The 25,129-nt window shown below is 72.4% G+C and carries 23 protein-coding genes and 6 tRNA genes; 20 read left to right on the top strand and 9 right to left on the bottom strand.

Annotated elements, in window-relative coordinates:
- Position 1 precedes the first annotated feature (1 nt).
- The 5 genes from H305_RS0117645 to H305_RS0117625 all read left to right on the top strand — a co-directional run bounded on the left by H305_RS0117645 (position 2) and on the right by H305_RS0117625 (position 8,429).
- Positions 2 to 637, top strand: coding sequence for a GNAT family N-acetyltransferase (locus tag H305_RS0117645; RefSeq protein ID WP_028801525.1), 636 nt, complete (start codon positions 2 to 4; stop codon positions 635 to 637).
- 136 nt (positions 638 to 773) lie between these two features.
- Positions 774 to 1,985, top strand: coding sequence for a precorrin-6y C5,15-methyltransferase (decarboxylating) subunit CbiE (cbiE, locus tag H305_RS0117640; RefSeq protein ID WP_028801524.1), 1,212 nt, complete (start codon positions 774 to 776; stop codon positions 1,983 to 1,985).
- A gap of 345 nt (positions 1,986 to 2,330) precedes the next feature.
- The gene (cobT, locus tag H305_RS0117635) at positions 2,331 to 6,062 is read left to right on the top strand and encodes a nicotinate-nucleotide--dimethylbenzimidazole phosphoribosyltransferase (protein ID WP_028801523.1); all 3,732 of its coding nucleotides are present in this window, start codon (positions 2,331 to 2,333) and stop codon (positions 6,060 to 6,062) included.
- Positions 6,063 to 6,301: 239 nt separating this feature from the next.
- Positions 6,302 to 7,546, top strand: coding sequence for a uroporphyrinogen-III C-methyltransferase (gene cobA / locus H305_RS0117630; RefSeq protein WP_028801522.1), 1,245 nt, complete (start codon positions 6,302 to 6,304; stop codon positions 7,544 to 7,546).
- Between the two features lie 64 nt (positions 7,547 to 7,610).
- Entirely contained in the window at positions 7,611 to 8,429 is an 819-nt protein-coding gene (locus H305_RS0117625) for a TrmH family RNA methyltransferase (protein ID WP_028801521.1), read from the top strand.
- A 77-nt stretch (positions 8,430 to 8,506) separates the two neighbouring features.
- Here the strand turns inward: H305_RS0117625 and H305_RS46335 are convergent, their stop codons facing one another.
- Positions 8,507 to 9,811 carry a serine/threonine-protein kinase gene (locus H305_RS46335; RefSeq protein WP_051370704.1) on the bottom strand — a complete coding sequence of 435 codons (1,305 nt, stop codon included), beginning with the start codon at positions 9,809 to 9,811 and terminating at the stop codon, positions 8,507 to 8,509.
- A gap of 196 nt (positions 9,812 to 10,007) precedes the next feature.
- On the opposite strand from H305_RS46335, the gene H305_RS0117615 reads away from it, so the two are divergent.
- The 4 genes from H305_RS0117615 (at position 10,008) to H305_RS0117600 (ending at position 12,406) form a co-directional block, all read left to right on the top strand.
- Entirely contained in the window at positions 10,008 to 10,283 is a 276-nt protein-coding gene (locus H305_RS0117615) for a hypothetical protein (protein WP_028801520.1), read from the top strand.
- 200 nt (positions 10,284 to 10,483) lie between these two features.
- The gene (locus tag H305_RS0117610; protein WP_028801519.1) at positions 10,484 to 10,693 is read left to right on the top strand and encodes a hypothetical protein; all 210 of its coding nucleotides are present in this window, start codon (positions 10,484 to 10,486) and stop codon (positions 10,691 to 10,693) included.
- Positions 10,694 to 11,102: 409 nt separating this feature from the next.
- Positions 11,103 to 12,044 carry an aminoglycoside phosphotransferase family protein gene (locus tag H305_RS0117605; protein ID WP_028801518.1) on the top strand — a complete coding sequence of 314 codons (942 nt, stop codon included), beginning with the start codon at positions 11,103 to 11,105 and terminating at the stop codon, positions 12,042 to 12,044.
- A 74-nt stretch (positions 12,045 to 12,118) separates the two neighbouring features.
- The gene (locus H305_RS0117600; RefSeq protein WP_028801517.1) at positions 12,119 to 12,406 is read left to right on the top strand and encodes a zf-TFIIB domain-containing protein; all 288 of its coding nucleotides are present in this window, start codon (positions 12,119 to 12,121) and stop codon (positions 12,404 to 12,406) included.
- Positions 12,407 to 12,581: 175 nt separating this feature from the next.
- On the opposite strand, the gene H305_RS0117595 is transcribed toward H305_RS0117600, so the two are convergent.
- The 5 genes from H305_RS0117595 to H305_RS0117575 form a co-directional block, all read right to left on the bottom strand.
- A tRNA-Val gene (locus H305_RS0117595) sits at positions 12,582 to 12,656 on the bottom strand.
- Between the two features lie 39 nt (positions 12,657 to 12,695).
- Positions 12,696 to 12,767, bottom strand: a tRNA-Val gene (locus H305_RS0117590).
- A gap of 20 nt (positions 12,768 to 12,787) precedes the next feature.
- A tRNA-Val gene (locus tag H305_RS0117585) sits at positions 12,788 to 12,859 on the bottom strand.
- A 1-nt stretch (position 12,860) separates the two neighbouring features.
- Positions 12,861 to 12,934 (bottom strand) — tRNA-Cys (locus H305_RS0117580).
- A gap of 38 nt (positions 12,935 to 12,972) precedes the next feature.
- Positions 12,973 to 13,045, bottom strand: a tRNA-Gly gene (locus tag H305_RS0117575).
- A 156-nt stretch (positions 13,046 to 13,201) separates the two neighbouring features.
- On the opposite strand from H305_RS0117575, the gene H305_RS0117570 reads away from it, so the two are divergent.
- Genes H305_RS0117570 through H305_RS0117560 form a run of 3 tightly spaced genes read left to right on the top strand, consistent with a single transcriptional unit; the run spans position 13,202 to position 15,934 of the window.
- Positions 13,202 to 14,245, top strand: a complete 1,044-nt coding sequence (locus H305_RS0117570) for a chorismate-binding protein (RefSeq protein WP_028801516.1) — start codon at positions 13,202 to 13,204, stop codon at positions 14,243 to 14,245.
- Positions 14,242 to 15,066: an aminotransferase class IV gene (locus H305_RS0117565; RefSeq protein WP_028801515.1), complete on the top strand. Its 825-nt coding sequence runs from the start codon at positions 14,242 to 14,244 to the stop codon at positions 15,064 to 15,066. Before H305_RS0117570 ends, H305_RS0117565 begins: the two co-directional genes overlap by 4 nt.
- A gap of 46 nt (positions 15,067 to 15,112) precedes the next feature.
- Positions 15,113 to 15,934, top strand: coding sequence for a GNAT family N-acetyltransferase (locus tag H305_RS0117560; RefSeq protein ID WP_037764428.1), 822 nt, complete (start codon positions 15,113 to 15,115; stop codon positions 15,932 to 15,934).
- A gap of 127 nt (positions 15,935 to 16,061) precedes the next feature.
- On the opposite strand, the gene H305_RS0117555 is transcribed toward H305_RS0117560, so the two are convergent.
- Entirely contained in the window at positions 16,062 to 16,580 is a 519-nt protein-coding gene (locus H305_RS0117555; RefSeq protein ID WP_028801513.1) for a DsbA family protein, read from the bottom strand.
- Between the two features lie 203 nt (positions 16,581 to 16,783).
- Here H305_RS0117555 and H305_RS0117550 point away from each other — a divergent pair, with 203 nt between their 5' ends.
- Both H305_RS0117550 and H305_RS54040 read left to right on the top strand, forming a co-directional pair.
- Positions 16,784 to 17,227 carry a hypothetical protein gene (locus H305_RS0117550; protein ID WP_028801512.1) on the top strand — a complete coding sequence of 148 codons (444 nt, stop codon included), beginning with the start codon at positions 16,784 to 16,786 and terminating at the stop codon, positions 17,225 to 17,227.
- Positions 17,228 to 17,372: 145 nt separating this feature from the next.
- Positions 17,373 to 17,525 (top strand): hypothetical protein, encoded by a 153-nt coding sequence (locus tag H305_RS54040; protein WP_194280740.1) that lies wholly within the window; start codon positions 17,373 to 17,375, stop codon positions 17,523 to 17,525.
- A 139-nt stretch (positions 17,526 to 17,664) separates the two neighbouring features.
- Here the strand turns inward: H305_RS54040 and H305_RS0117540 are convergent, their stop codons facing one another.
- Entirely contained in the window at positions 17,665 to 18,222 is a 558-nt protein-coding gene (locus tag H305_RS0117540) for a CGNR zinc finger domain-containing protein (RefSeq protein WP_028801511.1), read from the bottom strand.
- A gap of 336 nt (positions 18,223 to 18,558) precedes the next feature.
- Complete coding sequence (locus H305_RS0117535; protein WP_003959770.1) at positions 18,559 to 18,972, bottom strand: SsgA family sporulation/cell division regulator; 414 nt, start codon at positions 18,970 to 18,972, stop codon at positions 18,559 to 18,561.
- A 191-nt stretch (positions 18,973 to 19,163) separates the two neighbouring features.
- Between H305_RS0117535 and H305_RS0117530 the strand changes: the two genes are divergently transcribed.
- The 6 genes from H305_RS0117530 (at position 19,164) to H305_RS0117505 (ending at position 25,015) form a co-directional block, all read left to right on the top strand.
- Complete coding sequence (locus H305_RS0117530) at positions 19,164 to 19,598, top strand: TIGR02611 family protein (RefSeq protein ID WP_028801510.1); 435 nt, start codon at positions 19,164 to 19,166, stop codon at positions 19,596 to 19,598.
- An 82-nt stretch (positions 19,599 to 19,680) separates the two neighbouring features.
- Positions 19,681 to 19,755, top strand: a tRNA-Val gene (locus tag H305_RS0117525).
- 1,505 nt (positions 19,756 to 21,260) lie between these two features.
- Complete coding sequence (locus H305_RS0117520) at positions 21,261 to 22,550, top strand: ABC transporter substrate-binding protein (protein ID WP_028801509.1); 1,290 nt, start codon at positions 21,261 to 21,263, stop codon at positions 22,548 to 22,550.
- Complete coding sequence (locus H305_RS0117515) at positions 22,550 to 23,518, top strand: carbohydrate ABC transporter permease (RefSeq protein ID WP_420708087.1); 969 nt, start codon at positions 22,550 to 22,552, stop codon at positions 23,516 to 23,518. The genes H305_RS0117520 and H305_RS0117515 overlap by 1 nt, the downstream gene beginning before the upstream one ends.
- Positions 23,515 to 24,393: a carbohydrate ABC transporter permease gene (locus H305_RS0117510; protein WP_028801507.1), complete on the top strand. Its 879-nt coding sequence runs from the start codon at positions 23,515 to 23,517 to the stop codon at positions 24,391 to 24,393. Before H305_RS0117515 ends, H305_RS0117510 begins: the two co-directional genes overlap by 4 nt.
- Position 24,394: 1 nt before the next feature.
- Positions 24,395 to 25,015 (top strand): hypothetical protein, encoded by a 621-nt coding sequence (locus H305_RS0117505; protein WP_028801506.1) that lies wholly within the window; start codon positions 24,395 to 24,397, stop codon positions 25,013 to 25,015.
- Positions 25,016 to 25,129 lie beyond the last annotated feature (114 nt).

Here is a 25,129-nt window from a genome sequence, read left to right as displayed (position 1 = left end):
CATGACGAGCACCTTCCCCAGCATCTCCATCAGCACGGAGCGGTTGGTGCTGCGTCCCCTCGACGAGGACGACGTCCCCGCGCTGGCCGAGATGATGAACGACGAGCAGGTCGCGGCCTGGACCGACGTGCCACAGCCCTTCAGTGAGGACGGGGCCCGCAACTGGGTCACCGAGTACGCGCCGGACGAGCGCGCCGCGGGCCGTGGCCTCGACCTCGCCGTCACCGAGTTCCTCACCCAGCGCCTCGTCGGACTAGTCCAGCTCGGCAAGACGAACTGGCACATCCGCTCCACCGAGCTGTCGTACATCATCGCCCCCTGGGCCCGCGGCGAGGGCTACGCCTCCGAGGCGGCGCTCGCCACCGCCCAATGGCTGTTCAGCGACCAGAAGTTCGAGCGCATCGAGATCCGCACCGCGGCCGACAACACCGCCTCCCAGCAGGTCGCCCAGAAGATCGGCTGCATCAGCGAGGGCGTCCTGCGCAACGCCTGCATAGTGCACGTGCGGACGGACGACGGCTGGGCCGACGTCCGTAGCGACTTCATCGTGTGGAGCCTGCTGCCGGAGGACCTCGAAGGCGTGGCCGATCAGCTCGCCGACGCCGACGGATTCACGTCGTTCTCCGACTGGAACTGACACCGGCCCCGGACCGCGGGACCGCTCCCACCGGCCCGGACCCTCGCGGCGCCGGCGGAGGAGCACCAGGTACTCTCACGGAGCCCGCCCTCGGGCTGCCCGACTGCCTGCGAAGACCCTCTGGAGACTGACGACGATGGCCGACCGGGTCACGGTGATCGGCTGGGACGGCTCGCCGCTGACAGCCGCGGCGCGCTCCGCCCTCGGCGCCGCGACGCTGGTGGCCGGCGCGGCCCACCATCTGGCGCTGCCCGAAGTCCCCGGGGCCGCCGAGCGCATCCGCCTCGGCAGCGTCGCCCTGGCCGCCCGCCGGATCGCGAACCACCGGGGCACCGCCGTGGTCCTCGCCGACGGCGACCCGGGCTTCTTCGGCGTCGTACGGACCCTGCGGGCCCCCGAGTTCGGCCTGGAGGTCGAAGTGGTGCCCGCCGTCTCCTCGGTGGCCGCCGCATTCGCGCGGGCCGGCATGCCCTGGGACGACGCTCAGGTGGTCGTCGCACACCCTCGCACCCTGCGACGCGCGGTGAATGTGTGTCGAGCCCACACCAAGGTCGCCGTACTCACCTCGCCGGGCGCCGGGCCCGCCGAACTCGGCCTGCTCCTCGAAGGAGTGCACCGCACCTTCGTCATCTGCGAGGAACTCGGCACCGCCCGCGAACAGGTGACGATCCTGACCTCGGACAAGGCCGCCGACCACACCTGGCGCGACCCCAATGTCGTCATCGTCATCGGCGGCTTCGTGGCCGCGGCCGAGGACGGCGGCTGGATCGCCGGACGCGACCCCGCCCAGGGACTGCGCGGCTGGGGACTGCCCGCCGCGGCGTACGGCGGCGCGCTCGGCGAAGGCGAAACGGATCTGCTCCGTGCCGCCCAACTCGCCCGTCTGGGACCGCGCGTCGGCGACCTCGTCTGGGACATCGGCTCCGGCAGCGGAGCCTTCGCCACCGAGGCCGCGCGCACCGGCGCCGCCGTCATCGCGGTCGACCGCAGTCCGGGCGCCTGCGCGCGCACCGAGGGTTCCGCCCGCCGTTTCGGCGTCCAGATGCAGATCGTGCACGGGACCGCCCCGCACGTCCTGGAGAACCTTCCCGAACCCGACGTAGTACGCGTCGGTGGCGGGGGAGCGGCGGTCGTCTCGGCGGTCGCCGACCGGCGTCCCCAGTGCATCGTGACGCACGCCGCGACCCGTGACGACGCCGAACTCGTCGGCCGGAATCTGACCGAACACGGATACGAGGTCGAGTGCGCGCTCATCCAGTCCGTCGAACTCGACACGAGGGCCTGGACGGAGAAGGAACGGAGCGTCGCGTTCCTGCTCAGCGGCCGTCTGCCGGATCGCGCCCCGTGATCCTGTTGTCGTACTGCGCGCGGTAGGCTGGCCGATCGTTGTACCGCTCCCGGGTGATCAGCCTTTCGTAGGCCAATGTCCGGAAAACGCGCCCGTTTTGAGGCGTGTGTGGTACGGCAGAGCCGGAGGGCGCGCAACGTGGCGCAGTCCACAGCGGGCACTCGCGGATCACGCTGTCGCGAGGGCGGAACGACCGGGACAATGCCAGTTAATGGCTTTGTCGTCTTTGTTGGCCGGTCGTTCGTGCCGCTGGGCACGCACGCTCGTTCTTCACTGTGGGGCGGTCGGTGCGCCGTTCCGGGCGAGCTGGACTTGGAAGCACTAACCGATGGGCGAGGGGTACGCATGACCGACACCGGCCAGGTCCCGGGCGACGGGCTGCCGGAGAGCGCAGGCATGGTGGAGCAGCCGGGCGTCTCCGCGCCGGGCGCGTACACCTACCTCGACCCCTCCGAGACCCCCGCCGAGGACGACGACCTGCTCCTGATGCCGGGAGCGCAGGGCGCGTGGGGCAACGAAGTGGCGCCCCCGGCGCCGATGCCCTTCGTTCACGAACCCGGCCCGCACGAGGCCTCCGGCCGGGACAGCGGCGCGGTCGACCTCGGGGCCGTCCGCGCGCAGGAGCCGGGGTCCGCCCCGCAGCCGGTGACCCCGCGCCGCCCGCTGCACCTCGGACCACCCACCCCGGACGTCTCCGCGAGCCCGGTGCGCTCGCTGGCCGACCGCGGCCCCGCGGGTTCGCCGGTGAACCCCATGGCCGCCTCCGCTCCCGCGCCGCCCGTCCGGCACGCCGGTCCGCCGACGGCCGGGCCCGAGTACCTCGACGTCCCGCAATTGGGCGAGACCCCGCCGCAGGGCGCGGTGCCGTGGGGCGCTCCGCCGGTGGCCCCGGAGGCGGGTGCCGCTGAAACGGCCGTCCCGGAGGCGGCGCGGATGCCGTTCCCGGAGTCCGTGCCGGGCACCGGGACGCCCCAGGCCCCGCAGGCCGCAGAAGGCATCCCGGCGCCAGGGTTCGACCAGGCCCCCGAGGTCCGGATCCCGGCTCAGGACCAGGTCCCGGAGGCCGCCGAGGCTCCCGTGCCGGACGCCGTCGAGGTGCCCGTCCGGATCCAGGACCCGGACGTCGTCCAGGCCGCGGACGGTGCGCCGGTCGCCCAGAACCTGCCGGACGCGCAGGGACCCGCCGCCGACGGGCCGCAGGACCCGCACATGCCGCCGCCGGCCCCGGAGACGCACCACGCCGAGGACGCCTCGGCCCCGCAGGACCCGCGTGTCGCCCACGACCCGCGTGTCGCGCAGGCTCCCGAGCCGATGACCTTCACGGACGCTCCGCTCCTCCCGCCGGTGCCGCAGGAGACGGGGCACACCGCGGGCGTCCACATCGCCGTGCACGGCGTGCTTCCGTCCGAGGGCGAGCACTTCACCCCCGCCCAGGGCGCCCCCGTCCAGGACTTCGCACCCGCCGACGCGGTGCACCAGGCGTCGCCGCAGGACCAGGACCAGGCTCCGGTGGCCGAGCCGGTGGCCCAGGCCGACCAGCCGGGGGCTCCCGCACTTCACGACCCGGAACAGGCCGTCCAGTACGCGGACGTCGCCCACGCCGAGGCCGCGCAGACGTTCCCGGCGGCTGTCGCGCACGCCCCCGAGGCCGTGCAGCACGCGCTCTCCGCCGACACCTCGCACGGGCAGCCGGTCCCCGGCCTCGAAGCCGTCGCGGCCCAGCGGTTCGAGGACCCCGCCGCTTTCGCGCAGGCCGAGCCCGCCGAGTCGCTGCACGGCGTCCCGGTGGGTGTGGCCGCCCACGGGCAGATCCCCCGGGCGTCGGCCGGCCGGCCGCAGGGAGAGCCGTACCTCTCCGGCGAGAGCGCCGGTGGCGCCGGTCTCCCGGTCGGCACCCCGCCGGAGGCCCAGGAGGACCACACGCTCGGCCAGTTCGTGCCCGTGGAGGGCACCGTGCCGACGACCCCGCACCTGGCCCCGACCCCGCCGCACGCCATGACCGTGCCGCCGCTCCCCGAGGAGGAGCAGCCCGCGGCCGAGGAACCGGCCGACGAGATGATCGTGGTCGCGCCCGCGCCCACGCCGGTGGAGGAATCCGCCGCAGACCCCGCCGAGGCCACCGCCGTCGAGCCGGAGACCGTCGCTCCGGTCGTCGTCCCCGCGCCCCGCGAGGGCGAACCCGAGACCGGGGCCGACGCCCCGGCCGAGGCGCCCGCCGCCGAACCCGAGCCGCTCGCCGCGGACCCGGAGCCCGTAGTCGCACAGCAAGCGGATGACCTGGACACGCAGGTCGCCGATCAGGAAGAGAGCACGGCCGCAGTGGAAGACGTACGAGAGTCCACCGGCCCGGCGGCCCCCGGCTACGACGACGCCGAGCGCGAGGCGGTGCTCCGCGTGATGCGCGAACGCCGCGACATCCGCAACGGCTTCCGCAGCGACCCCATCCCGCACGACGTGCTGCTGCGCGTCCTGGAGGCCGCGCACACCGCACCCTCCGTCGGCCACTCCCAGCCGTGGGACTTCGTCGTCATCCGCTCCGCGGACACCCGGCGCGCGATGCACGAACTGGCGGCCCGTCAGCGCGAGGCGTACGCGAAGTCGCTGCCCAAGGGGCGCGCCAAGCAGTTCAAGGAACTCAAGATCGAGGCCATCCTCGACACCCCGGTGAACATCGTCGTCACCGCCGACCCGACCCGCGGCGGCCGCCACACCCTGGGCCGCCACACGCAGCCGCAGATGGCCCCGTACTCCTCCGCGCTCGCGGTCGAGAACCTCTGGCTCGCCGCCCGCGCCGAGGGCCTCGGCGTCGGCTGGGTCAGCTTCTTCGACGAGCGTGAGATGGTCCGCGCCCTCGGCCTGCCGGAGCACCTCGAAGTCGTCGCCTACCTGTGCGTCGGCTACGTCGACGAGTTCCCGGACGAGCCCGAGCTGATGCAGGCCGGATGGTCCAAGCGCCGCCCGCTGTCCTGGGTCGTGCACGAGGAGACCTACGGCCGTCGCGCGCTGCCCGGCGAGGAGCCGCACGACCTGCTCGCCGAGACCGTCTCCAACATCCGCCCCCTGGACGCCAAGGCGCTCGGCGAGGCGTGGGAGCGCCAGAAGCGGATGACCAAGCCCGCGGGTGCGCTCGGCATGCTGGAGATCATCTCCGCGCAGCTGTCGGGCCTGTCCCGGATGTGCCCGCCGCCCATCCCGGAGCCGGCCGCCGTCGCCATCTTCGCGGGCGACCACGGCGTGCACGCCCAGGGCGTCACCCCCTGGCCGCAGGAGGTCACGGGGCAGATGGTGGCCAACTTCCTGGGTGGCGGAGCCGTCTGCAACGCGTTCGCCAACCAGGTGGGCGCCGAGGTCTGCGTCATCGACGTGGGCGTCGCCTCCGACCTGCCGGCCACGCCGGGCCTGCTGCCCCGCAAGGTCCGTGCCGGCACCGCCGACATGACGACGGGCCCGGCGATGACCCGCGAGGAGGTCGTCGCCGCCATCGAGGTGGGTATCGAGACGGCCCGCGACCTGGTGGCGGCCGGCAACAAGGCGCTGCTCACCGGTGAGATGGGCATCGCCAACACCACCGCGTCCGCCGCCCTCATCTCGGTGTTCACGGACACCGACCCCTCCGAGGTGACCGGCCGCGGCACCGGCATCAACGACGAGACCCTGGCCCGCAAGACCGAGGTCGTGCGCCGCGCCATCGAGCTCCATCAGCCGGACCCGGCCGACCCCATCGGTGTGCTCGCGGCCCTCGGCGGCCTCGAACACGCCGCGATGGTCGGGCTGCTCCTCGGCGGCGCGTCCCTGCGCACGCCGGTGATCCTGGACGGCGTCAGCGCCGGCGCCGCCGCCCTGGTGGCCCGCGCCGTCGCCCCCGAGGTCCTCGCCGCCTGCATCGCGGGTCACCGCAGCGCCGAGCCGGGCCATGTGGCCGCCCTGAACAAGCTGGGCCTGCGCCCGCTGGTCGACCTGGATCTGCGCCTCGGCGAGGGCACCGGCGCCCTGCTCGCCCTGCCGGTCGTGCAGAGCGCGGCGCGCGCGATGCACGAAGTGGCGACGTTCGACTCCGCGGGAGTAACTGAGAAGTAGGCGATCGGCGGTGCTGTCCGGGCGCTTCGCGCGAAGCGCCCGGACAGCACCACGCGCCCGTCCGCACCTGCGGAGCCCCGGGCGCGGTCCCGCGGTCCGGGAGGGACGGTCCGGCGCGTGAAAAATCCCACCCGGCCCCGCCGCTCACCGGCCCGCACCATAAAATCCGCACGTCAGGGGCCACTCCAACGCCGCAGCGGCCTCACCCCGCACGCCCTGCACGAGGAGTCGCACCTCCCATGGCCGAACACCCCGCCTACCCCGTAGGCCTCCGCCTCGCCGGCCGCCGCGTAGTCGTCCTCGGCGGCGGTCAGGTGGCCCAACGCCGTCTCCCGGCGCTCATCGCGGCAGGCGCGGACATCCACCTCGTGTCCCCGCGGGCGACCCCGTCCGTCGAGGCGATGGCCGACGCGGGCGAGATCGCGTGGACGCGGCGACCGTACGAGGACGGCGACCTCGCCGACGCCTGGTACGCGCTGATCGCCACGAGCGACCACCGGGCGAACACGGCCGCGTCGGCCGAGGCCGAGCGGCACCGTGTGTGGTGCGTCCGCTCGGACGACGCGGACGCGGCGACCGCCTGGACCCCGGCGACGGGTCACAGCGAAGGCGTCACGGTCGCCGTCCTCACGACGGACGCCCGGGGCCGCGACCCGCGCCGCACCGCCGCGATCCGGGACGCCGTGGTCGAGGGCCTGCGCGACGGCACCCTGGTCGCGCCGCACCACCGGACCCGCACACCGGGCGTGGCCCTGGTCGGCGGCGGCCCCGGCGACCCGGACCTGATCACCGTCCGCGGCCGTCGGCTGCTCGCCGAGGCCGATGTGGTCATCGCGGACCGGCTCGGCCCCCGCGACCTGCTCGCCGAACTTCCGCCGCACGTCGAGGTGATCGACGCGGCGAAGATCCCCTACGGCCGCTACATGGCCCAGGAGGCCATCAACAACGCGCTGATCGAGCACGCCAAGCTGGGCAAGTCCGTGGTCCGGCTCAAGGGTGGCGACCCGTTCGTCTTCGGCCGCGGCATGGAGGAGGCGCAGGCGCTGGCCGAGGAGGGCATCGCCTGCACGGTCGTCCCCGGCATCTCCAGCTCGATCTCGGTGCCGGGCGCGGCCGGCATCCCCGTCACACACCGCGGTGTCGCCCACGAGTTCACCGTGGTCAGCGGGCACGTGGCCCCCGACGACGAGCGCTCCCTGGTCGACTGGCCGTCCCTGGCCAAGCTGACCGGCACCCTTGTGATCCTGATGGGCGTCGACAAGATCGGGCGGATCGCCGAGACCCTCGTCGCGCACGGCAAGCCGGCCGACACCCCCGTCGCCCTGGTCCAGGAGGGCACGACCGCCGCGCAGCGCCGCGTCGACGCGACCCTGGCCACCGTCGCCGAGACCGTCCGCGAGCAGGACGTGAAGCCCCCGGCGGTGATCGTCGTCGGAGAGGTCGTGAACGTGGGCGTGCAGAGCTCCCCGAAGACATCTGAGTAACCACGGGTAACCCGACCCGTTCCCAGCCGTTGGCACCGAACCCAGGACAAGGCAGTATCACCCTGTGGCCGATCTCATCACCGTCGAGAACCCCGACGACCCGCGCCTGAGCGACTACACGGGCCTCACGGACGTGGAGCTGCGCCGCAAGCGCGAACCCGCCGAAGGCCTGTTCATCGCCGAGGGCGAGAAGGTCATCAGACGGGCCAAGGACGCCGGGTACGAGATGCGCTCGATGCTCCTGTCCGCGAAGTGGGTCGACGTCATGCGCGACGTCATCGACGAGCTACCGGCACCCGTGTACGCGGTCAGCCCGGAGCTCGCCGAGCAGGTCACCGGCTACCACGTGCACCGGGGCGCGCTCGCCTCCATGCAGCGCAAGCCGCTGCCGACGGCCGAGGAACTGCTGCGGTCGGCGCGCCGCGTCGTCGTCATGGAATCGGTCAACGACCACACCAACATCGGCGCGATCTTCCGCTCCGCCGCCGCCCTCGGCATGGACGCGGTCCTGCTCTCGCCGGACTGCGCGGACCCGCTGTACCGGCGGTCCGTGAAGGTCTCGATGGGTGCCGTCTTCTCCGTCCCGTACGCACGCCTCGACTCCTGGCCCAAGGGCCTGGAGTCGGTGCGCGACGCGGGCTTCACGCTGCTCGCCCTCACCCCGGACGAGAAGGCCAGGTCCCTCGACGAGGCCGCCCCCCACCGCATGGACCGGGTCGCCCTGATGCTCGGCGCGGAGGGCGACGGCCTGTCCACGAAGGCCCTGATGGCCGCCGACGAGTGGGTCCGCATCCCGATGGCCCACGGCGTCGACTCCCTCAACGTGGGCGCCGCGGCGGCCGTCGCCTTCTACGCGGTGGCCACGGGCCGCCCCCAGGCCTGACGCCCTCGGACCCACCGCACGTTCGCCCCTGACCGTGGTGCGGCCCCCTGTCACTCCAGGACAGCGCGCCGCACCGGTCAGGCGTCCTCGTGGTACCGCTCGGCCGGCGCCCCTCCGGCGGACAGCGCCGGGGGTACCGCCTGCTCCTGCCGTACGTCCTTGCGCCCGGCGTCGCCGTCCAGGCCCCGGGCGGGCCCCTGGCAGCCCTGCGCCGCCGCGATGCCCAGCGCCACGAGCAGGGTCACGACGACGAACACGAACAGCCGCTGGCGCAGCAGCCGCGGGTTGGCGGGCCGCCTGCCGGTGCCGGTGGTCCGGGGCGCGGGGCGCCCGGCACCGCTGCGCGGGGCGGGCCTGGCCCCCGAGCGGCCGGTGTTGCGCGCGGGCGTCGGCCGCGAGCCCGGCCGGGAGCCGCCGTTCGTGCCACCGGTGCGCGGCGGGGGAGTGCCCTGCGTACGGCGCTGGGTGCGCTGCTCGGCGTACTGCTCCGCCAGGCGGCCGGTCGGCCGGTCGGGGTCCGTGCGGGGCGCGGGCGGCCGTGCGTCCGTCATGCCCTGGGCCTCGCGGGCCGCGATCTCCTTGAGCCGCAGGGACAGTTGGAGCGTGCTGGGCCGCTCCTCGGGGTCCTTTGCCAGACAGGCCCTGACCAGCGGGGCCAAGGCGTCCGGGACACCCTGGAGATGGGGCTCCTCGTGCACCACCCGGTAGAGCATCACTTCGGAACTGCCGTGACCGAAGGGTGAGTCGGAGGTCGCGGCGTAGGCCAGGGTGGCGCCCAGCGCGAAGACGTCGGTGGCCGGGGTGACCGCGGCGCCGCGCACCTGTTCGGGGGCGAGGAAGCCGGGGGAGCCGACCGCCGTTCCGACGTGCGTGAGCGTGCTGGCGCCAGTCGCCCAGGCGATGCCGAAGTCGATGATCCGCGGCCCCTTCGGGGACAGCAGGATGTTGGACGGTTTGAGGTCGCGGTGCACGACACCCGCCTCGTGCACGGCGACGAGGCCCTCGGACAGCGCGGCGCCCACGGCGGCGACGTCCGCGGCCGCCATCGGACCTTCCTCGGCGACCTTGTCGTGCAGCGAGGGGCCGGGCACGTACTGGGTGGCGAACCAGGGGCGGTCCGCCTCCAGGTCGGCGGCGACGAGCCGTGCCGTACAGCCGCCCCTGATGCGCCGGGCCGCCGAGACCTCGCGGGCGAAACGCGACCGGAACTCCTGGTCCTCCGCCAGATCCGGCCGGATCACCTTCAGTGCGACCCGCTGGCCACGCCGGTCGGAGCCCAGGTAGACAACGCCCATCCCGCCCGCGCCGAGCCGCCTGTGAAGCCTGAACGAGCCGACGACACGCGGGTCCTCGCGCCTCAGGCGCATCATCGCCATGTCCATCCCCGCTGCCCTGTCCGTTTGACGAGCCACAGCTTACGTTTCCGCGGCCGGGTGCGCGCAGAGGCCGCGCCCTCTCGGCCCGATCGATTGTCAGTGCCGGGTGGGAAACTTGAAGGGTGGTCAGGGAGCTTGCGGACAGCACCGCTTTGGGCTGCCCGTGATCCCAACCATCCGTCGAACAAGGGGGATTGGGTCCGTGAAGGGTGACCGTGTGGAGATAGTCGTGGACGCCGGAGACACGACGCGTACGTACGAGGTGGTGGCGAGCAGGGCGGGCCGCCGGGTGGAGACGGCGGTACGCCGAGGTGTGGTGGAAGTGAGCGAAGTCACCCGAAGCGGATCGGTGGTGCGTACCGCCCGCTTCATGGCGACCCGGGTGCTGGCTCTGGTGGAGCAGCCGGTCCCCAGGGAGGACAGCTCGGAACAGTCGGGGCAGACCGGACGTCCCCTCGGGGAAGACCCTGAGTCCTAGGTCCTCATCTCCACCCTGGGGAGTACACCGCAGGTCATCGCTCATCCTCCGGGAGGCCCGGCAATCGGTACGAAGGCATGACGACCCCTGGGGTGCCGCGCCCCTAGATTTGAGGTCAAGCGGCGGGTGCAGCACTCGTCCCCCGAGGTCAGACGCCCGCCGCTGCCAACCACAACAGAAACTCGGTCAGGAGAGGGACCATGGCCCACACGGCACCGCGGACAGCGATCCGCACGCAGGGACGCAAGGCGTACGCCGCGGCGTTCGGCGACAGCCGCCAGGGCCGCCGCCACCCGCTGGTGGCGACAGCCATGGTCCTTCCTCTGGCGGCCCTGCTCGTGGTCGTCTTCGGCGGCTGGGACGCAGTGGTCACACAGGCGTCGTCCGTGGGCGTGATGCTGGGGCGCTGAGCGGCGCCCCAGGCCCGGAAGAGCGGTCCGGGCGGGGACATCCGGCCATGAAACCCCGTGGGGACGGGGGTGCGGCGGACGGCACAAATGCCCGCGCAGCTGGGGAGCTGCGCGGGCATTTTCTTTTCCCCCGTCCCGGCGGCGCGTTCTCTTCCCCGCGTCCGGGCGGCGCGCGACGAGCCCCCTCCGCACCGGACGCAGCGGCCTGATCCGAACGACACCCCCTGGCGCTCGCCCCGTCCGCCGCCCTGCTCGCCGACGGACTCTCCTCCGCCGAGGGGACCGGCCTGCGCGTACCGCGTGATGCTCGCGTCGGCCCACCGGACGCGGCGGGCGACCGGTGCGGTGCGACCGCCCGCGCGACGGCTGCGTACGCTCGGCGGCGGAATCGCACCAGCCAGGGGGATCCGTGACCACAGACGCTCTGCCCACCGCGCTCGCCGCGCAGGCGCGCCGTGCGGCGCATCCCGCTGCCGAGGACTGCTCCTGCGGGGTCACGGACACGCTTCTCGCGGATCGTGACGACGGCACCGTCCTCCGGCACGGGGACACCGTGGCGAAGGCCCATGGCCCGGGTACCGACCCCGAGGAGCTCGCCCTGCGCGTCTCCGTGGCCGCCGCGCTCCCGGACGTCCTCCTCCCCCCGCTGTCGCCGACGCCGGCCCGCGTGCACGACCGCGCGGTGACCCTCTGGCCGTACGGCACTCCGGTGGACCCCGAGACACCCGAAGCCGCCCCCTGGGAGGCCGTGGGTGCCCTCCTCGCACGCCTGCACCGGGCATGGGCCCCCGCGGGGCTGCCGCCGATGCGGGGCCCCGCGAAGGCGGCCCGCGCGGTCGCGCGGCTCCGAGCGGCCGGCCCGCACCCGGCCGCCGCACCGGTCCTGCGCGCGTGGGCCGCACTGCCCGGCTGGGCCCGCGCGGAAGCGGCCATGCCCGACACGACGACCCTGTGCCACGGAGACCTGCACCTGGGCCAGCTCGTGCGCCGGCCCGCGCCCGTCGGACCCTGGCTGCTCATCGACGTCGACGACCTGGGCGTGGGCGTCCCGGCCTGGGACCTGGCCCGACCGGCCGCGTGGTACGCGTGCGGCCTGCTGCCGCCCGACGAGTGGCTCCGCTTCCTGGCCGCCTACCGGCGGCACGGCGGCCCGGCCGTCCCGGCGGACGGCGATCCCTGGCCCGCCCTGGACGTCGCGGCCCGCGCGCTGACCGTGCAGACGGCGGCCCTGGCGATCGCCAAATCGGTGGCCGCGGGGCAGCCGTTGGACGAGGTGCAGCAGGCGGTGATCGATGCCTGTGACCGAATGGGCGCCGTCCCGCCGGAGTTGGCAGGCGGTTTCGCGTCGTAAGGTGCAACCGACCGAGGCCGGGTGGTGTCTGTCCTGGCGAAAGCAGTACCGAGCGGCGAGGAGTTGAGCCGAGCATGCAGTGTCCGAAGTGCCACGCGCCGATGCACACGTACAACCGCAACGGCGTCCAGATCGAGCAGTGCAGCGGCTGCCGCGGGATATTTCTCGACTACGGCGAGCTGGAGGCGCTGACGCGCGTGGAGGCGCAGTGGTCGCAGCCCGCGCCGCCCCCGGCCGCGCCGCAGGCCTACCCGTCCGCGCCCGCGCCCGCCTGGGGCGCCCCGCAGCACGGCGGCCACGGGGGTCACTACGGCGGCCATCACCGCCACAAGAGCTTCGGGCACATGCTCTTCTCGTCCTGAACCCCTGCCGTCTCCCGAGCCCCGCGCGTCCCGGACGAGAGAGCCTCTCTCGTCCGGGACGCGCGGGGCCGCGGGAGATCTGCCGGTGGAGGGGCCCCTCTCCTGAGCCGAGGGGCCCCTCCCCGTGCGTGCACGACGAAGCCCCCGACCGTACGAGACGGCCGGGGGCTTCGGCTGGTGCGCGATACTGGGATTGAACCAGTGACCTCTTCCGTGTCAGGGAAGCGCTCTCCCGCTGAGCTAATCGCGCAGGTCACGCGGCCGGAGCCACGCCTCTGCTGATACTGCGTGCGCGATACTGGGATTGAACCAGTGACCTCTTCCGTGTCAGGGAAGCGCTCTCCCGCTGAGCTAATCGCGCGGGGGATCCTTGCGGACCAGTGGACGATACTGGGATTGAACCAGTGACCTCTTCCGTGTCAGGGAAGCGCTCTCCCGCTGAGCTAATCGTCCTTGGAGGTGGAGACGGGATTTGAACCCGTGTAGACGGCTTTGCAGGCCGTTGCCTCGCCTCTCGGCCACTCCACCAGGAGTCGGGGGTTCGGGAAGATCCCCCACTTCCTGCGAGCGGACGACCAGGTTCGAACTGGCGACCTCAACCTTGGCAAGGTTGCGCTCTACCAACTGAGCTACGTCCGCTTGTCGTTTCCGTTCCGCTTGCGCGGCCCGGCGACGTGTTGAACTCTAGCGGATTCCCGGGCCAGCACAAAAACGCGTTTGTGCAGCGTGCTGCGGTCCGACCGCCCGAGGACATGGTCGGGGCACCCGCAGGTCACCCGCCCTAGACTCGTCAGCGTGCTCGACCTTCCTCCTCTCGCCCGCTTCGGCGGCCTCGTCGCGACCGGTCTCATCGACGTCACCAGCGACCCGGCCGCCCTGGACTCCACCGGTTTCTGGGCCGTCTCGGCCGACTTCGAAGGCCGTCTGACCTGCGCCCGCTTCCGGGACGTACGAGAGGAGCCCGTACCCGCCCCGGTGCCGGGCCGCTGGCGGGGACCCGCCGCCGGTGACTGGACGTCGTCCCTCGACCGCGCCGCGTACACGGCGGGCGTGCGCCGCATCCGCGAGCACATAGCGGCCGGCGAGGTCTATCAGGCGAACCTCTGCCGGGTGCTCACCGCGCCCGTCGCGCCCGACGCCGACGTCGACGCGCTCACCGCACTGCTGGCGCGCGGCAACCCGGCCCCGTACGCCGGAACGATTCGGCTGTCCACGCACGGCGTGGAGATCGCCACCGCGTCCCCCGAGCTCTTCCTGCGCCGCCGCGGCCGGAGTGTCGAGTCGGGTCCGATCAAGGGGACCGGCCGCACCGAGGCCGACCTCCTGGAGAAGGACTACGCCGAGAACGTGATGATCGTGGACCTCGTCCGCAACGACATCGGCCGGGTCTGCGCCACCGGCACCGTGAGCGTCCCGGACCTCTGCGTCGTGGAGAAGCACCCGGGGCTGGTCCACCTCGTCTCCACCGTGCACGGCGAGTTGCGCGACGACGCGGGCTGGCCGGAGCTCCTCGACGCCGCGTTCCCGCCCGGCTCGGTCACCGGCGCCCCCAAGTCGAGCGCCCTGCGGATCATCGACTCCCTGGAGACCGCGCCCCGGGGCCCCTACTGCGGCGGTATCGGCTGGGTCGACGCCGACCGCGGAACCGGCGAGCTCGCCGTGGGCATCCGCTCCTTCTGGGTCGACCGGGAGGAAGGCGTCCTGCGGTTCGGCACCGGCGCGGGCATCACCTGGGGCTCCGACCCCGACGGGGAGTGGCGGGAGACCGAACTGAAGGCCGCCCGCCTGCTCGCGGTAGCGTCGGGTGAGTACGAGGCAAGTGGAGGGACCCTTTCGTGAAGATCTGGCTCGACGGCGGGCTGCAGGACACCGAGTCCGCCCGCGTCTCCGTCTTCGACCACGGACTGACCGTGGGCGACGGCATCTTCGAGACCGTGAAGGCGGTCCACGGGCGACCGTTCGCGCTCACGCGCCACCTCGACCGGCTCGCCCGTTCGGCACACGGACTCGGCCTGCCCGAGCCCGACCGCGACGAGGTGCGCCGAGCCTGCGAAGCCGTCCTCGACGCGAATCCGATGCCGCTCGGCCGGCTGCGCATCACCTACACCGGCGGGCACGGTCCCCTCGGCTCGGACCGGGGCGAGCACGGCCCGACCCTCGTCGTCGCCGTGGGGGAGTCCACCCGGCGCCCCGACACCACCGCCGTCGTCACGGTCCCCTGGACCCGCAACGAGCGCGGCGCGCTCACCGGCCTGAAGACGACCTCGTACGCCGAGAACGTCGTCGCGCTGGCCCGCGCCCGCGAACAGGGCGCCACCGAGGCGCTGTTCGGCAACACGGTGGGGCAGCTGTGCGAGGGCACCGGCTCGAACGTCTTCGTCGTCCTGGACGGCGAGATCCACACCCCGCCGATCGCCTCCGGCTGCCTCGCCGGCATCACCCGCGCGCTCACCGTCGAGTGGACCGGCGCCAAGGAGACCGATCTGCCGCTCGACGTCCTGGAGCGCGCCGACGAGGTCTTCCTGACCTCCACCCTGCGCGACGTGCAGGGCGTGCGACGGGTCGACGGCCGTGAACTCCCGGGCGCGCCGGGACCGGTGACCGCGAAGGCCATGCGGATCTTCGACGAGCGGGCCGGGCACGACCTCGACCCCGCCTGAGAAAAATCGGCTGCTCCCGGTCGCGGCAACGGGTAGAACACCCGTGATGACGACCACCCTGCGGCCGACCGAGCCGCTTCAGCGCTCTGCCGACGGGACGCGTTCACGCCACTACAACGTGTGCGTGAACAGTCGTCCCGTCGGGGCGATCCACCTCGCGACCGACCCTCTCGTCCCGTCCGTGGCCGTGATCCGGGACCTCTGCATCGAGGAGCCGGACCGCGGCCGCGGCCGGGGGACCGTGGCCGCGCTGGCCGCCGAGGAAGTGCTGCGCGGCTGGGGCTGCGAGCAGATCGAGGTGGCCGTTCCCGGCGAGGCCACGGCCGCGCTCCGGCTCGCCGGGGCGCTCGGGTACGTCACGCGCAACCGCACCATGGAGAAGGGGCTCGGCGACACCCCGCCCGAGCTGCCCGCGGGGAGCGCCGGCCGCCCCATGACGGCCGCCGAGTACGAGGTCCGCGACCGGGCACGCCGGGAGGCCTACGCGCAGGACTGGATCCGGCGAGGCATGCCGGAGGGCGAGGCGTACGCCAAGGCGCACCGGGACCACGACCTTCTGCTGCCGCAGGGGACAGCCACCGACGGCATGCGGCTCAGCGTCCTGGAACACGACGGCGTGCCGGTCGGAAACCTCTGGCTGGGCAGGCGTGCCGGGAACGCCTTCGTCTACGACGTCGAGGTGGACGAGGCCCGTCGCGGCCTGGGCCACGGCCGTACGCTCATGCTCCTCGCCGAGGCCCAGGCGGTGACCGCCGGGGACCGCCGGATCGCCCTCAACGTGTTCGCGGGGAACGCCCCGGCCGAGCGGCTCTACGCGTCACTCGGCTACGGGACGACGACGCACTACCTCTACAAGAGCCTGCTGTAGGTGCAAGAGCCTGCCTCAGGCGCGAGGGCCGGCTGCGGACGCTTCACGTCCACAGGCTCGGAGCCACCCGGCCGGGTGTCCCGCCCGGGCCGGCACTCCGGCAGGGCCCTTCGCCGGGCCTTCGGCGTCAGGCCTGCCGCTCGGCCAGCAGACGGTCGGCGATCTCCTCGATGCGCTCGCGCAGGCCCTCCTGGCTCTTGCCGCCGTCGAGACGCTCACCGCCGATGACGTACGTGGGAGTGCCCGTGACCCCGATCGCCTTGCCCTCGGCCTGGTCGGCGTCGACGATCAGGATGTGCCGGCCGTCGATCAGCGCCGTGTCGAACTCCTCCGCGTCCAGGCCGAGTTCCCGGGCGACCTCGATCAGGAAGGGCTCTCCCTTGCGGTCCAGCTCCTCGACGCGGCCGAGCACCGCCTCGACGTACGCCCAGGAGCGGCCCTGCTCCGCCGCCTCCTCGACGGCCTGGGCCGCGGCGAAGGCGTGCTTGTGCTTCTCCAGGGGGAAGTGCCGCAGCCGCAGCTCCAGGCGGTCGCCGTAGCGGTCGCGCAGCGCGCGCAGGTCGGCGAGGGCGCCGCGGCAGTCGGGGCACTGGAGTTCGCACCAGACGTCCAGGACGACGGGGCGCGCGGAGGAGGAGTCGTTCATGACGGCCAGTCTCCCAGCCCCGGCGGGGGCGTACCGACCGGGACCCCACGCACCCGTAGGGCTCCCGACCGGGACCTGGGGAGGACAGCGACCCGGAGATGTCCCTGAGGTGCACCCGGACCATGGCATATCGGGCACCCGGCGGTGCACGATGGAAGGGACGAACCGCCCTGCCCGACACGCATGCCCGCCTGGAGGCCCGGATGATTGCCGAGACCGTCTGTTCCGCCGTCGCCGCGGCCGGCCTGGGCATCGCCGCGGTCACGGCCTACCGCAAGCGCTTCCTGTCCGCCGCCCGTATCGCCGCGTACTCGCTGGTGCCGCTCGGGCTCGTGATGACGGGCGTAGTGGGCTGGCTGGCCGACACCGCGTTCAGCCCGACCGCGTGGGCCGGCCTCGCCGTGCTCGGAGTCTCCTGGCTGCTCTTCACGACCACGCGGGCCGTGGAGCGGCGCGGCGGCGGCACCTGGAAGGAGCGCAAGGCGGCGAAGGCCGCCCAGCGCGACGCGGTGGCCCCCGCGGCGTCCGCGCCGTCGCTGGCGCCGAGCACCGGCCAGGCCGCCCGTCCCGCGGCGAAGCCCGCCGCCGGCTCCTCGGCGGACGACTTCAGCGACATCGAGGCGATACTCAAGAAGCACGGCATATGACCGGCTGAAACGACACAAGGCGGTACGCGTCCGGCGCGGAACCGATCACGTTCGGATCCGCTCGTAACATGATCCAGCGAACTCCCGTACATTCCGGGCGTGTTGATCGCGCGAGGGGCGCCGCCTGGGTCATCATCGCCGCGAGATGCTGGACACAACACAGAGCGACCCCGCCGCTCCTCCCGAGGAGCGGCGTGGTTGTCTCTTCGCGCTCTCCCAGCCGCCGCTGATGATCTTCCTTGCGGTGATCGGCTGTTTGCTGCTCATGGCTTCGCTGCACGACCTGCTGCTGCTCTGAGCCGTACACGGAGCCCCTGGCGCCACCCGCCGAGGGCTCCGTCAGTCCACCCCCGCCGCAGCCCGGCCGTCAGGGAGCGTCCATGTCCGAGCGGGCCGTCGCATCCTTGCGTCCGGACCTGTGGCGCGTGAGCGTCCGGTCAGCTCGCCGCTTCTTTGCGACGCGCCCGGTAGGCGGCCACGTGCAGGCGGTTCCCGCAGGTGCGGCTGTCGCAATAGCGGCGCGAACGGTTGCGGGAGAGATCCACGAAGGCGCGCCGGCAGTCCGGGGCCTCGCAGCGGCGCAGCCGCTCCTGCTCCCCGGCGACCACGAAGAAGGCCAGCGCCATGCCGCAGTCCGCCGCGAGGTGGTCGGCGACCGAGGCGCCCGGGGCGAAGTAGTGCACGTGCCAGTCGTAGCCGTCGTGATCGGTCAGCCGGGGCGTGGTGCCCGCCGCGGCGACCAGTTCGTTGATCAGCGCGGCGGCGGTCCGCGGATCGCCGGCGGCGAAGATCCCCGCGAACCGGTCGCGGATCTTGCGCACGGCCGCCAGGTCGTGCTCCGACAGCACCCCGACGTCACTGATTTCGTGCTTTCGTACGAAATCGGCGAGGGACGCGACATCCGCGAGCGTGTCCGTCGTCTCCTCGTCCGGCGCGGAGTTCACCAGATCCACCACGGCGTCGAGAGCGCACCGGGTGTCGTGGGTGATCAGCACGTTTCGCTCCCTGGCCTGGGGGTCGGGCCGGCGCCCGCCCGATGCAGGCCGATGGTAGTGCGTTCAGGCGCGGGAGAGTCGGCACGGGGCGTCGGGGGCGGGGGAATCGGCCGGGAGCGGGGGAGCCGTGCGGCCCCGATCGTGCATCACGCCGTGTCACCGGTCGGTGCGGCACGGTGATGGCGGCGGGGGCGGGCTGTGCAGGGCCGCGGACGCGCACCGGCGCCGCCTCCGTGGTGGTCCCACGGCGACGGCGCCGGTGTGTGCCCTATGCGGTTGTCTAGGCCCGAGCCGTCTCCCCGAGTGGACGGCGCCGGGCGGCTCTGTGGGGCCTCCTCAGCTCTCCGCCAGGATGTGGGAGAGCTCGGTGTCGAGATCGAAGTGCCGGTGCTCCGTGCCCGGGGGCACGGCGGCGTCCGTCCGCTTCAGGAACGACTCCAGGGCCCGCGCCGGGGCTTCGAGCAGGGCCTCGCCCTCCGGGGAGCTCAGGGCGATGCATACGACGCCCTGACCATGGCTCCGGGACGGCCAGACTCGGACGTCTCCGGTACCGGTGGGCCGGTGCAGGCCCTCGGCGAGGAGGTCGCGGGCGAACACCCACTCGACGGTTTCCTCGGCTCCGGTGTGGAAGGTTGCGTGCACGGCGTAGGGATCGGCCGTGTCATACCGCAGTCCTGCGGGTACAGGCAGTGAGGACTCGCTCGACACAACGAGGCGCAGGTGCAGCTCGCAGCTGACCGTGGTGTTCATAAGCGCCAGGGCCTTTCGCTCAGTGTGCGCTCGGGGATTCGCACGTCGGCGAAATCGACATGCCACCTACGGTGCCGTTGTAAACCCCTCTGAGTGTTTTGCGTGTCTTTACGTAACTCATCCGGCCGAGAGTGCGTTCGCCGGATAGGGCCATTCCGGTGACCGGTTTCCCTCCGGTAGGGTTTGGTCGTATGGATACGGGGAGTGACGGGCCAGGCGGGATCGCCACGGCCGACGACGGGGAGAACTCCGAGCGACCGCTCGGTTCGCGGGCGCCGGAATTCATCAAGGCGCGCCGTGCACTGCACCTGAGCTGGCAGGTCGGCGTTTTCGTGGTCGGGCTCGCGGTGGTCGTCGCGGGCGTGATCATGCTTCCGCTGCCGGGTCCGGGCTGGCTGGTGATCTTCGGCGGCATGGCGATCTGGGCGACCGAGTTCGTCTGGGCGCAGCTGGTGCTCCGCTGGACGAAGCGCAAGGTCACGGAGGCGGCGCAGCGCGCGCTCGACCCGAAGGTGCGGCGCCGCAACATCATCCTGACGACCGTCGGGCTCGTGATCGTGGCCGTGCTCGTCGGCGTCTACGTGTGGAAGTTCGGCATCGAGATGCCCTGGAACATCAAGGAGTGACGAGGCTCGCCCGGACGTCGTTCCGGCGCTTCCCCGCCGGTCGGGGCACCCCCTGACATGGGGTAATGTTCTCTCTGCGCCCGGGCGATTAGCTCAGTGGGAGAGCGCTTCGTTCACACCGAAGAGGTCACTGGTTCGAACCCAGTATCGCCCACCAGTACGAAAGGCGGCCGGGTCCACGCACGACGTGGGCCCGGCCGCCTTCGCCGTTCCCGTGCGCCCGCGTCGCGCCGGGCACGACCCCCGCCACCTGCGCGTTCGCGCGGACGGGCGGGCAGTCGGTGGGGGTCGGCGAGGGCCGGGCGGGGCCCGCGCCGCGGTGCCGGTGCGCGGGCCCGATCGGTTCATGAGCGTGCCTGTTCGGTTCATGAGCGTGCCTGTCGGCGCCTCCGTGGAGCCCTTCGCGTCAGCTGATCGGCATACGGGGAGTGACATGCCGGTCGCCGCCGGACGGCCTCGGCAGCCGAGGGCTCGACGGGACGGGCCATGGCCGCTCGAATCCAGCCACCGGGGCGGGTCGAGCCGCCCGGCCCGTGGCCCTGACGTTGCCGAGTGTCTGCCCGAGCCGCCCGAGCCGTGCTCCGGCGCCTGATCGCCGACGGGTCCGGGCCGGACATTCCTGACGGCGGCGCTGTGCGCCCCTCAGGGCTGCGCTCGACGACCCGGAGCGACCTGGCCGGGACGTGCCCCCTTGGCGCGCGGGTGGGGAGCCCGTGGGTGCCGTGCTGTCGGGACGGCGAGGCGCTCGCCGGGCTCGCTCCGGAGGAGCCCGGGTGCCTGCCGGTTCGTGCTTCAGGCGGGGTGGGTGCCTGCCGGGTTCGTTCTTGAGGCGGGGTGGGGGTGACTGCCGGGCTCGTGTTCCCGGCGGGGTGGGGGTGTCTGTCGGTGCCGTGCTGTCGGGGCCGTGAAGCGCCCGTCGGGAGCGTGCTTCGGCGGCTGCGCGAGCTCGCGCCAGGAGCGTGCCCCTGCCGGCTGCGGCCTGCGGGCTGCGGGAGGCGGGAGGTCGGAGGTGGGAGGCGCGGTCAGGAGTGCCGGCTGCCCCCGCCAGTGACCTGCCGACGAAGTGCTGCCGAAGTCGCTGATGGGCCCGTGAAGCGTTCCGGCGCTGGTGGGCACGCCTCGGCGAATCCGGGCGCACCGCTCCGCGGAGAGGCGCCCCGCGACGGCGGGAGCCCCTCCATGAACCCACCTCCGACGGCAGGACCCCTCGCACGGGCTCGCCTCCGGCGGCGGCGGGCGTCCCGCCCTCGGCCTCGGCGGCGGTGAGTCCCTCCGTGACGCACCCCGGGCATCGACGGCCTGCCGGCCGGCCACCGTCGCACCTCGCACTCAGCGCCCCGCCCGGCCGCAGTGCCGCCCCTCGACGGGCCGGGCCGCAGTGCCTTCTCGGCGCCGTCCGGAACACTTTCTCGCGGCCTCGTTCACCACCCGCCGCACGAGCCCCGTCGTGTTCGACGGGTCGGCCGCGGGCGTGCGACCTGCGAGGTCAGGTGCCCCTTCGCGCTCCGTCGCGGCACGCCTGCCGTCGAGCCGGAGGACCGCGGCACATCAATTCCTGTCCGAATCATTGACGCGCCCCGAAGCCCTCCGTACCTTGTGCCAGCAAGCGCTTACTTGAAACGATTCAGGCAGGCGGAGACGACGCTGCGGGGAGGCCCGACTGTGGGAGACAACGGGAGTGTTGAGAGGCGGACGGTGCTCAAGGCGGCCGGAGCTTCGCTGGCCACGCTGGGGCTGGCCGCCACGACGGGCTGCGGTGGGGACGGCGGCAGCGCCGGGGACGGGACGGTCACCATCCGTTATGCCTGGTGGGGCGCCGACGAGCGGGCGAAGAGGATCAACGAGTCCATCAAGCTCTTCGAGAAGAAGTACCCGAAGATCAAGGTGAAGACGGACTTCCAGGATTATGTGGCGTTCTGGGAGAAGTTCCAGACTCAGGCCGCGGGCGGGAATCCGCCGGACGTTTTCCAGAACGCCGTCGGATTTCTTCGGAAGTACGACAAGAGGGGCGTACTGCTCGACCTCAGATCGCAGATCGACGCGGGAAATCTGAGCCTGGACAACTTCCGCGCCGGAGTCGAGAAGGTCGGGCAGGTCGACGGAAAGCAGCTCGGTATTCCCGTCGGATCCAACACCATGTCACTTGTCATCGACGAGAAGGTCTTTGAGAAGGCGGGAATCAAGCCGAAGCAGGGCTGGACCTGGGACGAGTACTTCGCCGCGCTCAAGAAGATCCACGACACCCAGAAAGTGCCGGGCGACACCGGCTACTTCAGCATCATGTACCTCTACGACCTCTACCTCCGGCAGAACGGCAAGGCGTTCTTCACCAAGGACGGACTCGGGTTCGACGAGGCCGATCTGACGGAGTGGTGGACGGACGGCTACAACCGCGTCAAGGCCGGGATCGTCACCGACCCCAAGCGGGTGGAGCAGGACAAGCCGAAGTCGTCGCTCTCGGCGGGCCACGCCGCCTCCGAGTTCACCTGGGACAACTTCACGGTCCGTTACACGGCGGAGGGCGACAGCAGCTACGGCCTCGCCCCGATCCCGACGACCGACGGCAAGCAGACCGGGCAGTACCTCGCCTCCCTGATGCTCAGCGCGTCCGCGCGCACCAAGCACCCCAAGGAGGTCGCACAGTTCATCGACTTCATGGTCCACGACCCCGAGGTCGGCAGGGTCATGGGCTACGACCGCGGCATCCTCGCCACCACCGAGCAGTTCGAGGCGTACAAGCCGACCGACGCGCCCAACAAGGCGATCGCGCAGTACGAGACCGATGTGGCCGGCGCCAAGGTCCTCGGCGCCATCACCCCGCACCCGGCCGGGGCCGACACCGTCGAGGCCGCGTTCCTGCGCATAGGCGGCGACATGTCCCAGGGGACGACCAAGGTCTCCGACGCGGTGAAGCAGTTCTTCTCCGAGGCGAAGACCGCCCTCGCCGCCTGATGGGAACCGCCGTGACGCTCGTCAAGGACTCTCCGCCCGACGCCCCGGACAAGCGCCCCGCGGCCCCCGCCACCGGGAAACGGCGGGGCCGCCGGGAGAACCTCGCCGGCTATCTCTTCATGTCCCCGTGGATCGCAGGCTTCCTGCTGCTGACGGCCGGCCCGATGGCCGCGTCCCTCTACTTCGCGTTCACCGACTACAACCTCTTCAATTCGCCGCGGTGGATCGGCTTCGACAACTTCACCAAGATGTTCGACGACCCTCGGTGGCAGAAGTCGGTGGAGGTGACGGCCAAGTACGTCGTCATCGGCACCCCGCTCAAACTGCTCCTCGCGCTCGGGGTCGCCCTGCTGCTCGCGCAGAGCCGCCGTGGCCAGGCCTTCTACCGCGCCGCGTTCTACGCCCCGTCGCTGATCGGCGCGAGCGTCTCCGTCGGCTTCGTCTGGCGCGCGCTGTTCTCCGACGACGCCGTCGTGGACCGTACGCAGTCCTTCCTCGGCTTCCACACGGGCGGCTGGGTCGGTGACCCGAACTGGGTGCTCTACAGCCTGGTCGCCCTGACCGTCTGGCAGTTCGGCGCGCCCATGGTGATCTTCCTCGCCGGGCTCAAGCAGGTCCCGAAGGAACTCTACGAGGCCGCCGAGGTCGACGGCGCGGGACCGCTGCGCCGCTTCTGGAACATCACCCTGCCGATGATCTCGCCCGTGCTGTTCTTCAACGTGCTCCTGGAGTCCATCCACTCCTTCCAGATCTTCGGGTCGGCGTACGTGGTCTCCAATGCCACCTGCGGACCGGCCGACGCCACGCTCGTCTACACCTGCTACCTGTACCAGAAGGGCTTCAAGGAGTCCCAGATGGGCTTCGCGTCCGCCATGGCCTGGATGCTGCTGCTGGCCGTGGCGCTGGTGACCGCCGTCCTCTTCTGGTCGCAGAAACGGTGGGTGCACTACGAGGAGGACGCCCGATGAGCACCACCACGACCACCGCGCGCAGGCCCCTGCGGCTCGGACGAAGGCACGGCGGATCGCTCGCCTGGCACCTCGGTGCCCTGCTGGTCCTCGCCGTGGTCCTCTATCCCGTCGTCTGGGTCGTCGGGGCCTCGTTCAAACCCGGCCGGGAGATCATCGGCAGCCTCGACCTGTTCCCGGCCCGGCCCATCCTGGCCAACTTCGAGGGACTGGCCGACGGCATCGCCGACATCTCCATCGCGACCTTCTTCCAGAACTCCCTCTTCTACGCGCTCGGTTCCGTCGTCGGCATCCTGACCTCCTGCTCGCTGACGGCGTACGCCTTCGCCAAGATCCGGTTCGCCGGCCGGAACCTGCTGTTCTCGCTGATGATCGGTACGCTCCTGCTGCCGTACCACGTGCTGCTCATCCCGCAGTACGTGATGTTCCAGAAGATGGAACTGGTCAACACCTACGTGCCGCTGCTGATCGGCAAGTACCTGGCCACCGAGGCGTTCTTCGTCTTCCTCATGGTGCAGTTCATGCGGAACCTGCCCCGGGAGCTGGACGAGGCGGCCCGGCTCGACGGCTGCGGGCACCTGCGGATCTACTGGTCGATCGTGCTGCCGCTGTGCCGTCCGGCCCTCATCACCAGCGCGATCTTCACCTTCATCAACGCCTGGAACGACTTCATGGGCCCGCTGATCTACCTCAACGAGCCGAGCAAGTACACGGTCTCGCTGGGCATGATGATGTTCCGCGACCAGGAGGGCGTCGCCAACTACGGCGGGATGATCGCGATGTCGCTGGTGGCGCTGCTGCCGGTGCTCCTCTTCTTCCTCGCCTTCCAGCGGTATCTGATCGACGGCATGGCGACGTCCGGACTGAAGGGCTGACATGGCCACCACCCAGCCGAGGGCGCGGGCCGGGGCCCGCGCGGGGCGTACGCCCGAGGAGCCCGTCCTCGCCGAACGCTTCGCCGTCTTCGCGGAGTGCCTGCTCATCGGAGTGTGGATCGCGGTGGCCGCGTTGCCCCTGGTCACGTACCCCGCAGCCTTCGCAGCCGGGGCCCGGCATCTGCGGCGGCGAACGACCCACCGAGCGGGCGGATGGAAGGAGTTCGCCGCCGACTTCCGGGCGGCCGTCCGGGGCGGCTGGATCGCCGGCCTGGCCGGATGGGCCGGGGCGGCCGCGGTCTGGGTGGACGTCCAGGCCGCGCGCGCCGGGCTGCCCGGCGGACCGGTCGTCGGGGCCGTCGGCCTCTTCGCCCTGATCACGGGTGCCGTCGCCGGACTGCGCGCGGCGGCGTCCTGGGAACCGGGGGAGTCCTGGCGCGAGCTGCTCGCGGCCGCCGGCCGGCGCACCGTGCTCGATCCCGCCGGTTCCTTCCTGCTCGTCGGCGGACTGGCCCTGGTGGCCTCGTCCGCCTGGTTCGTCGCGCCGCTCGCGGTGCCCGTGCTCGGGTTCGTCGCGGCGGCGGCCGTCGCGGTGGAGGAGCGGCACCGGCACCGCCGCTGACCGACGGCCCGGAGAACAGCCGCACGCACGGCCGGTGCCCCGCGACGGCGCCGGGAACGTCACGCACGGCCGGTGCCCCGCGACGGCGCCGGGAACGTCACGCACGCCCGACGC

The organism is Streptomyces sp. 142MFCol3.1, assembly GCF_000424945.1.
Taxonomy (GTDB): Bacteria; Actinomycetota; Actinomycetes; order Streptomycetales; family Streptomycetaceae; genus Streptomyces; species Streptomyces siamensis.
The sequence above is the reverse complement of the archived record's forward strand: the minus strand, read 5'-3'. Positions and strand labels throughout refer to the sequence as shown.

Bases quoted from the DNA above. Each gene is read 5' to 3' on its own strand.
- cobA (WP_028801522.1), top strand. From the start codon at position 6,302: ATGGCCGAACACCCCGCCTACCCCGTAGGCCTCCGCCTCGCCGGCCGC.
- H305_RS0117550 (WP_028801512.1), top strand. From the start codon at position 16,784: ATGATTGCCGAGACCGTCTGTTCCGCCGTCGCCGCGGCCGGCCTGGGC.
- H305_RS0117610 (WP_028801519.1), top strand. From the start codon at position 10,484: ATGGCCCACACGGCACCGCGGACAGCGATCCGCACGCAGGGACGCAAG.
- H305_RS0117515 (WP_420708087.1), top strand. From the start codon at position 22,550: ATGGGAACCGCCGTGACGCTCGTCAAGGACTCTCCGCCCGACGCCCCG.
- cbiE (WP_028801524.1), top strand. From the start codon at position 774: ATGGCCGACCGGGTCACGGTGATCGGCTGGGACGGCTCGCCGCTGACA.
- H305_RS0117600 (WP_028801517.1), top strand. From the start codon at position 12,119: ATGCAGTGTCCGAAGTGCCACGCGCCGATGCACACGTACAACCGCAAC.
- H305_RS0117555 (WP_028801513.1), bottom strand. From the start codon at position 16,580: ATGAACGACTCCTCCTCCGCGCGCCCCGTCGTCCTGGACGTCTGGTGC.
- H305_RS0117510 (WP_028801507.1), top strand. From the start codon at position 23,515: ATGAGCACCACCACGACCACCGCGCGCAGGCCCCTGCGGCTCGGACGA.
- H305_RS0117645 (WP_028801525.1), top strand. From the start codon at position 2: ATGACGAGCACCTTCCCCAGCATCTCCATCAGCACGGAGCGGTTGGTG.
- H305_RS0117535 (WP_003959770.1), bottom strand. From the start codon at position 18,972: ATGAACACCACGGTCAGCTGCGAGCTGCACCTGCGCCTCGTTGTGTCG.
- H305_RS46335 (WP_051370704.1), bottom strand. From the start codon at position 9,811: ATGGACATGGCGATGATGCGCCTGAGGCGCGAGGACCCGCGTGTCGTC.
- H305_RS0117530 (WP_028801510.1), top strand. From the start codon at position 19,164: ATGGATACGGGGAGTGACGGGCCAGGCGGGATCGCCACGGCCGACGAC.
- H305_RS0117505 (WP_028801506.1), top strand. From the start codon at position 24,395: ATGGCCACCACCCAGCCGAGGGCGCGGGCCGGGGCCCGCGCGGGGCGT.
- H305_RS54040 (WP_194280740.1), top strand. From the start codon at position 17,373: ATGCTGGACACAACACAGAGCGACCCCGCCGCTCCTCCCGAGGAGCGG.
- cobT (WP_028801523.1), top strand. From the start codon at position 2,331: ATGACCGACACCGGCCAGGTCCCGGGCGACGGGCTGCCGGAGAGCGCA.
- H305_RS0117560 (WP_037764428.1), top strand. From the start codon at position 15,113: ATGACGACCACCCTGCGGCCGACCGAGCCGCTTCAGCGCTCTGCCGAC.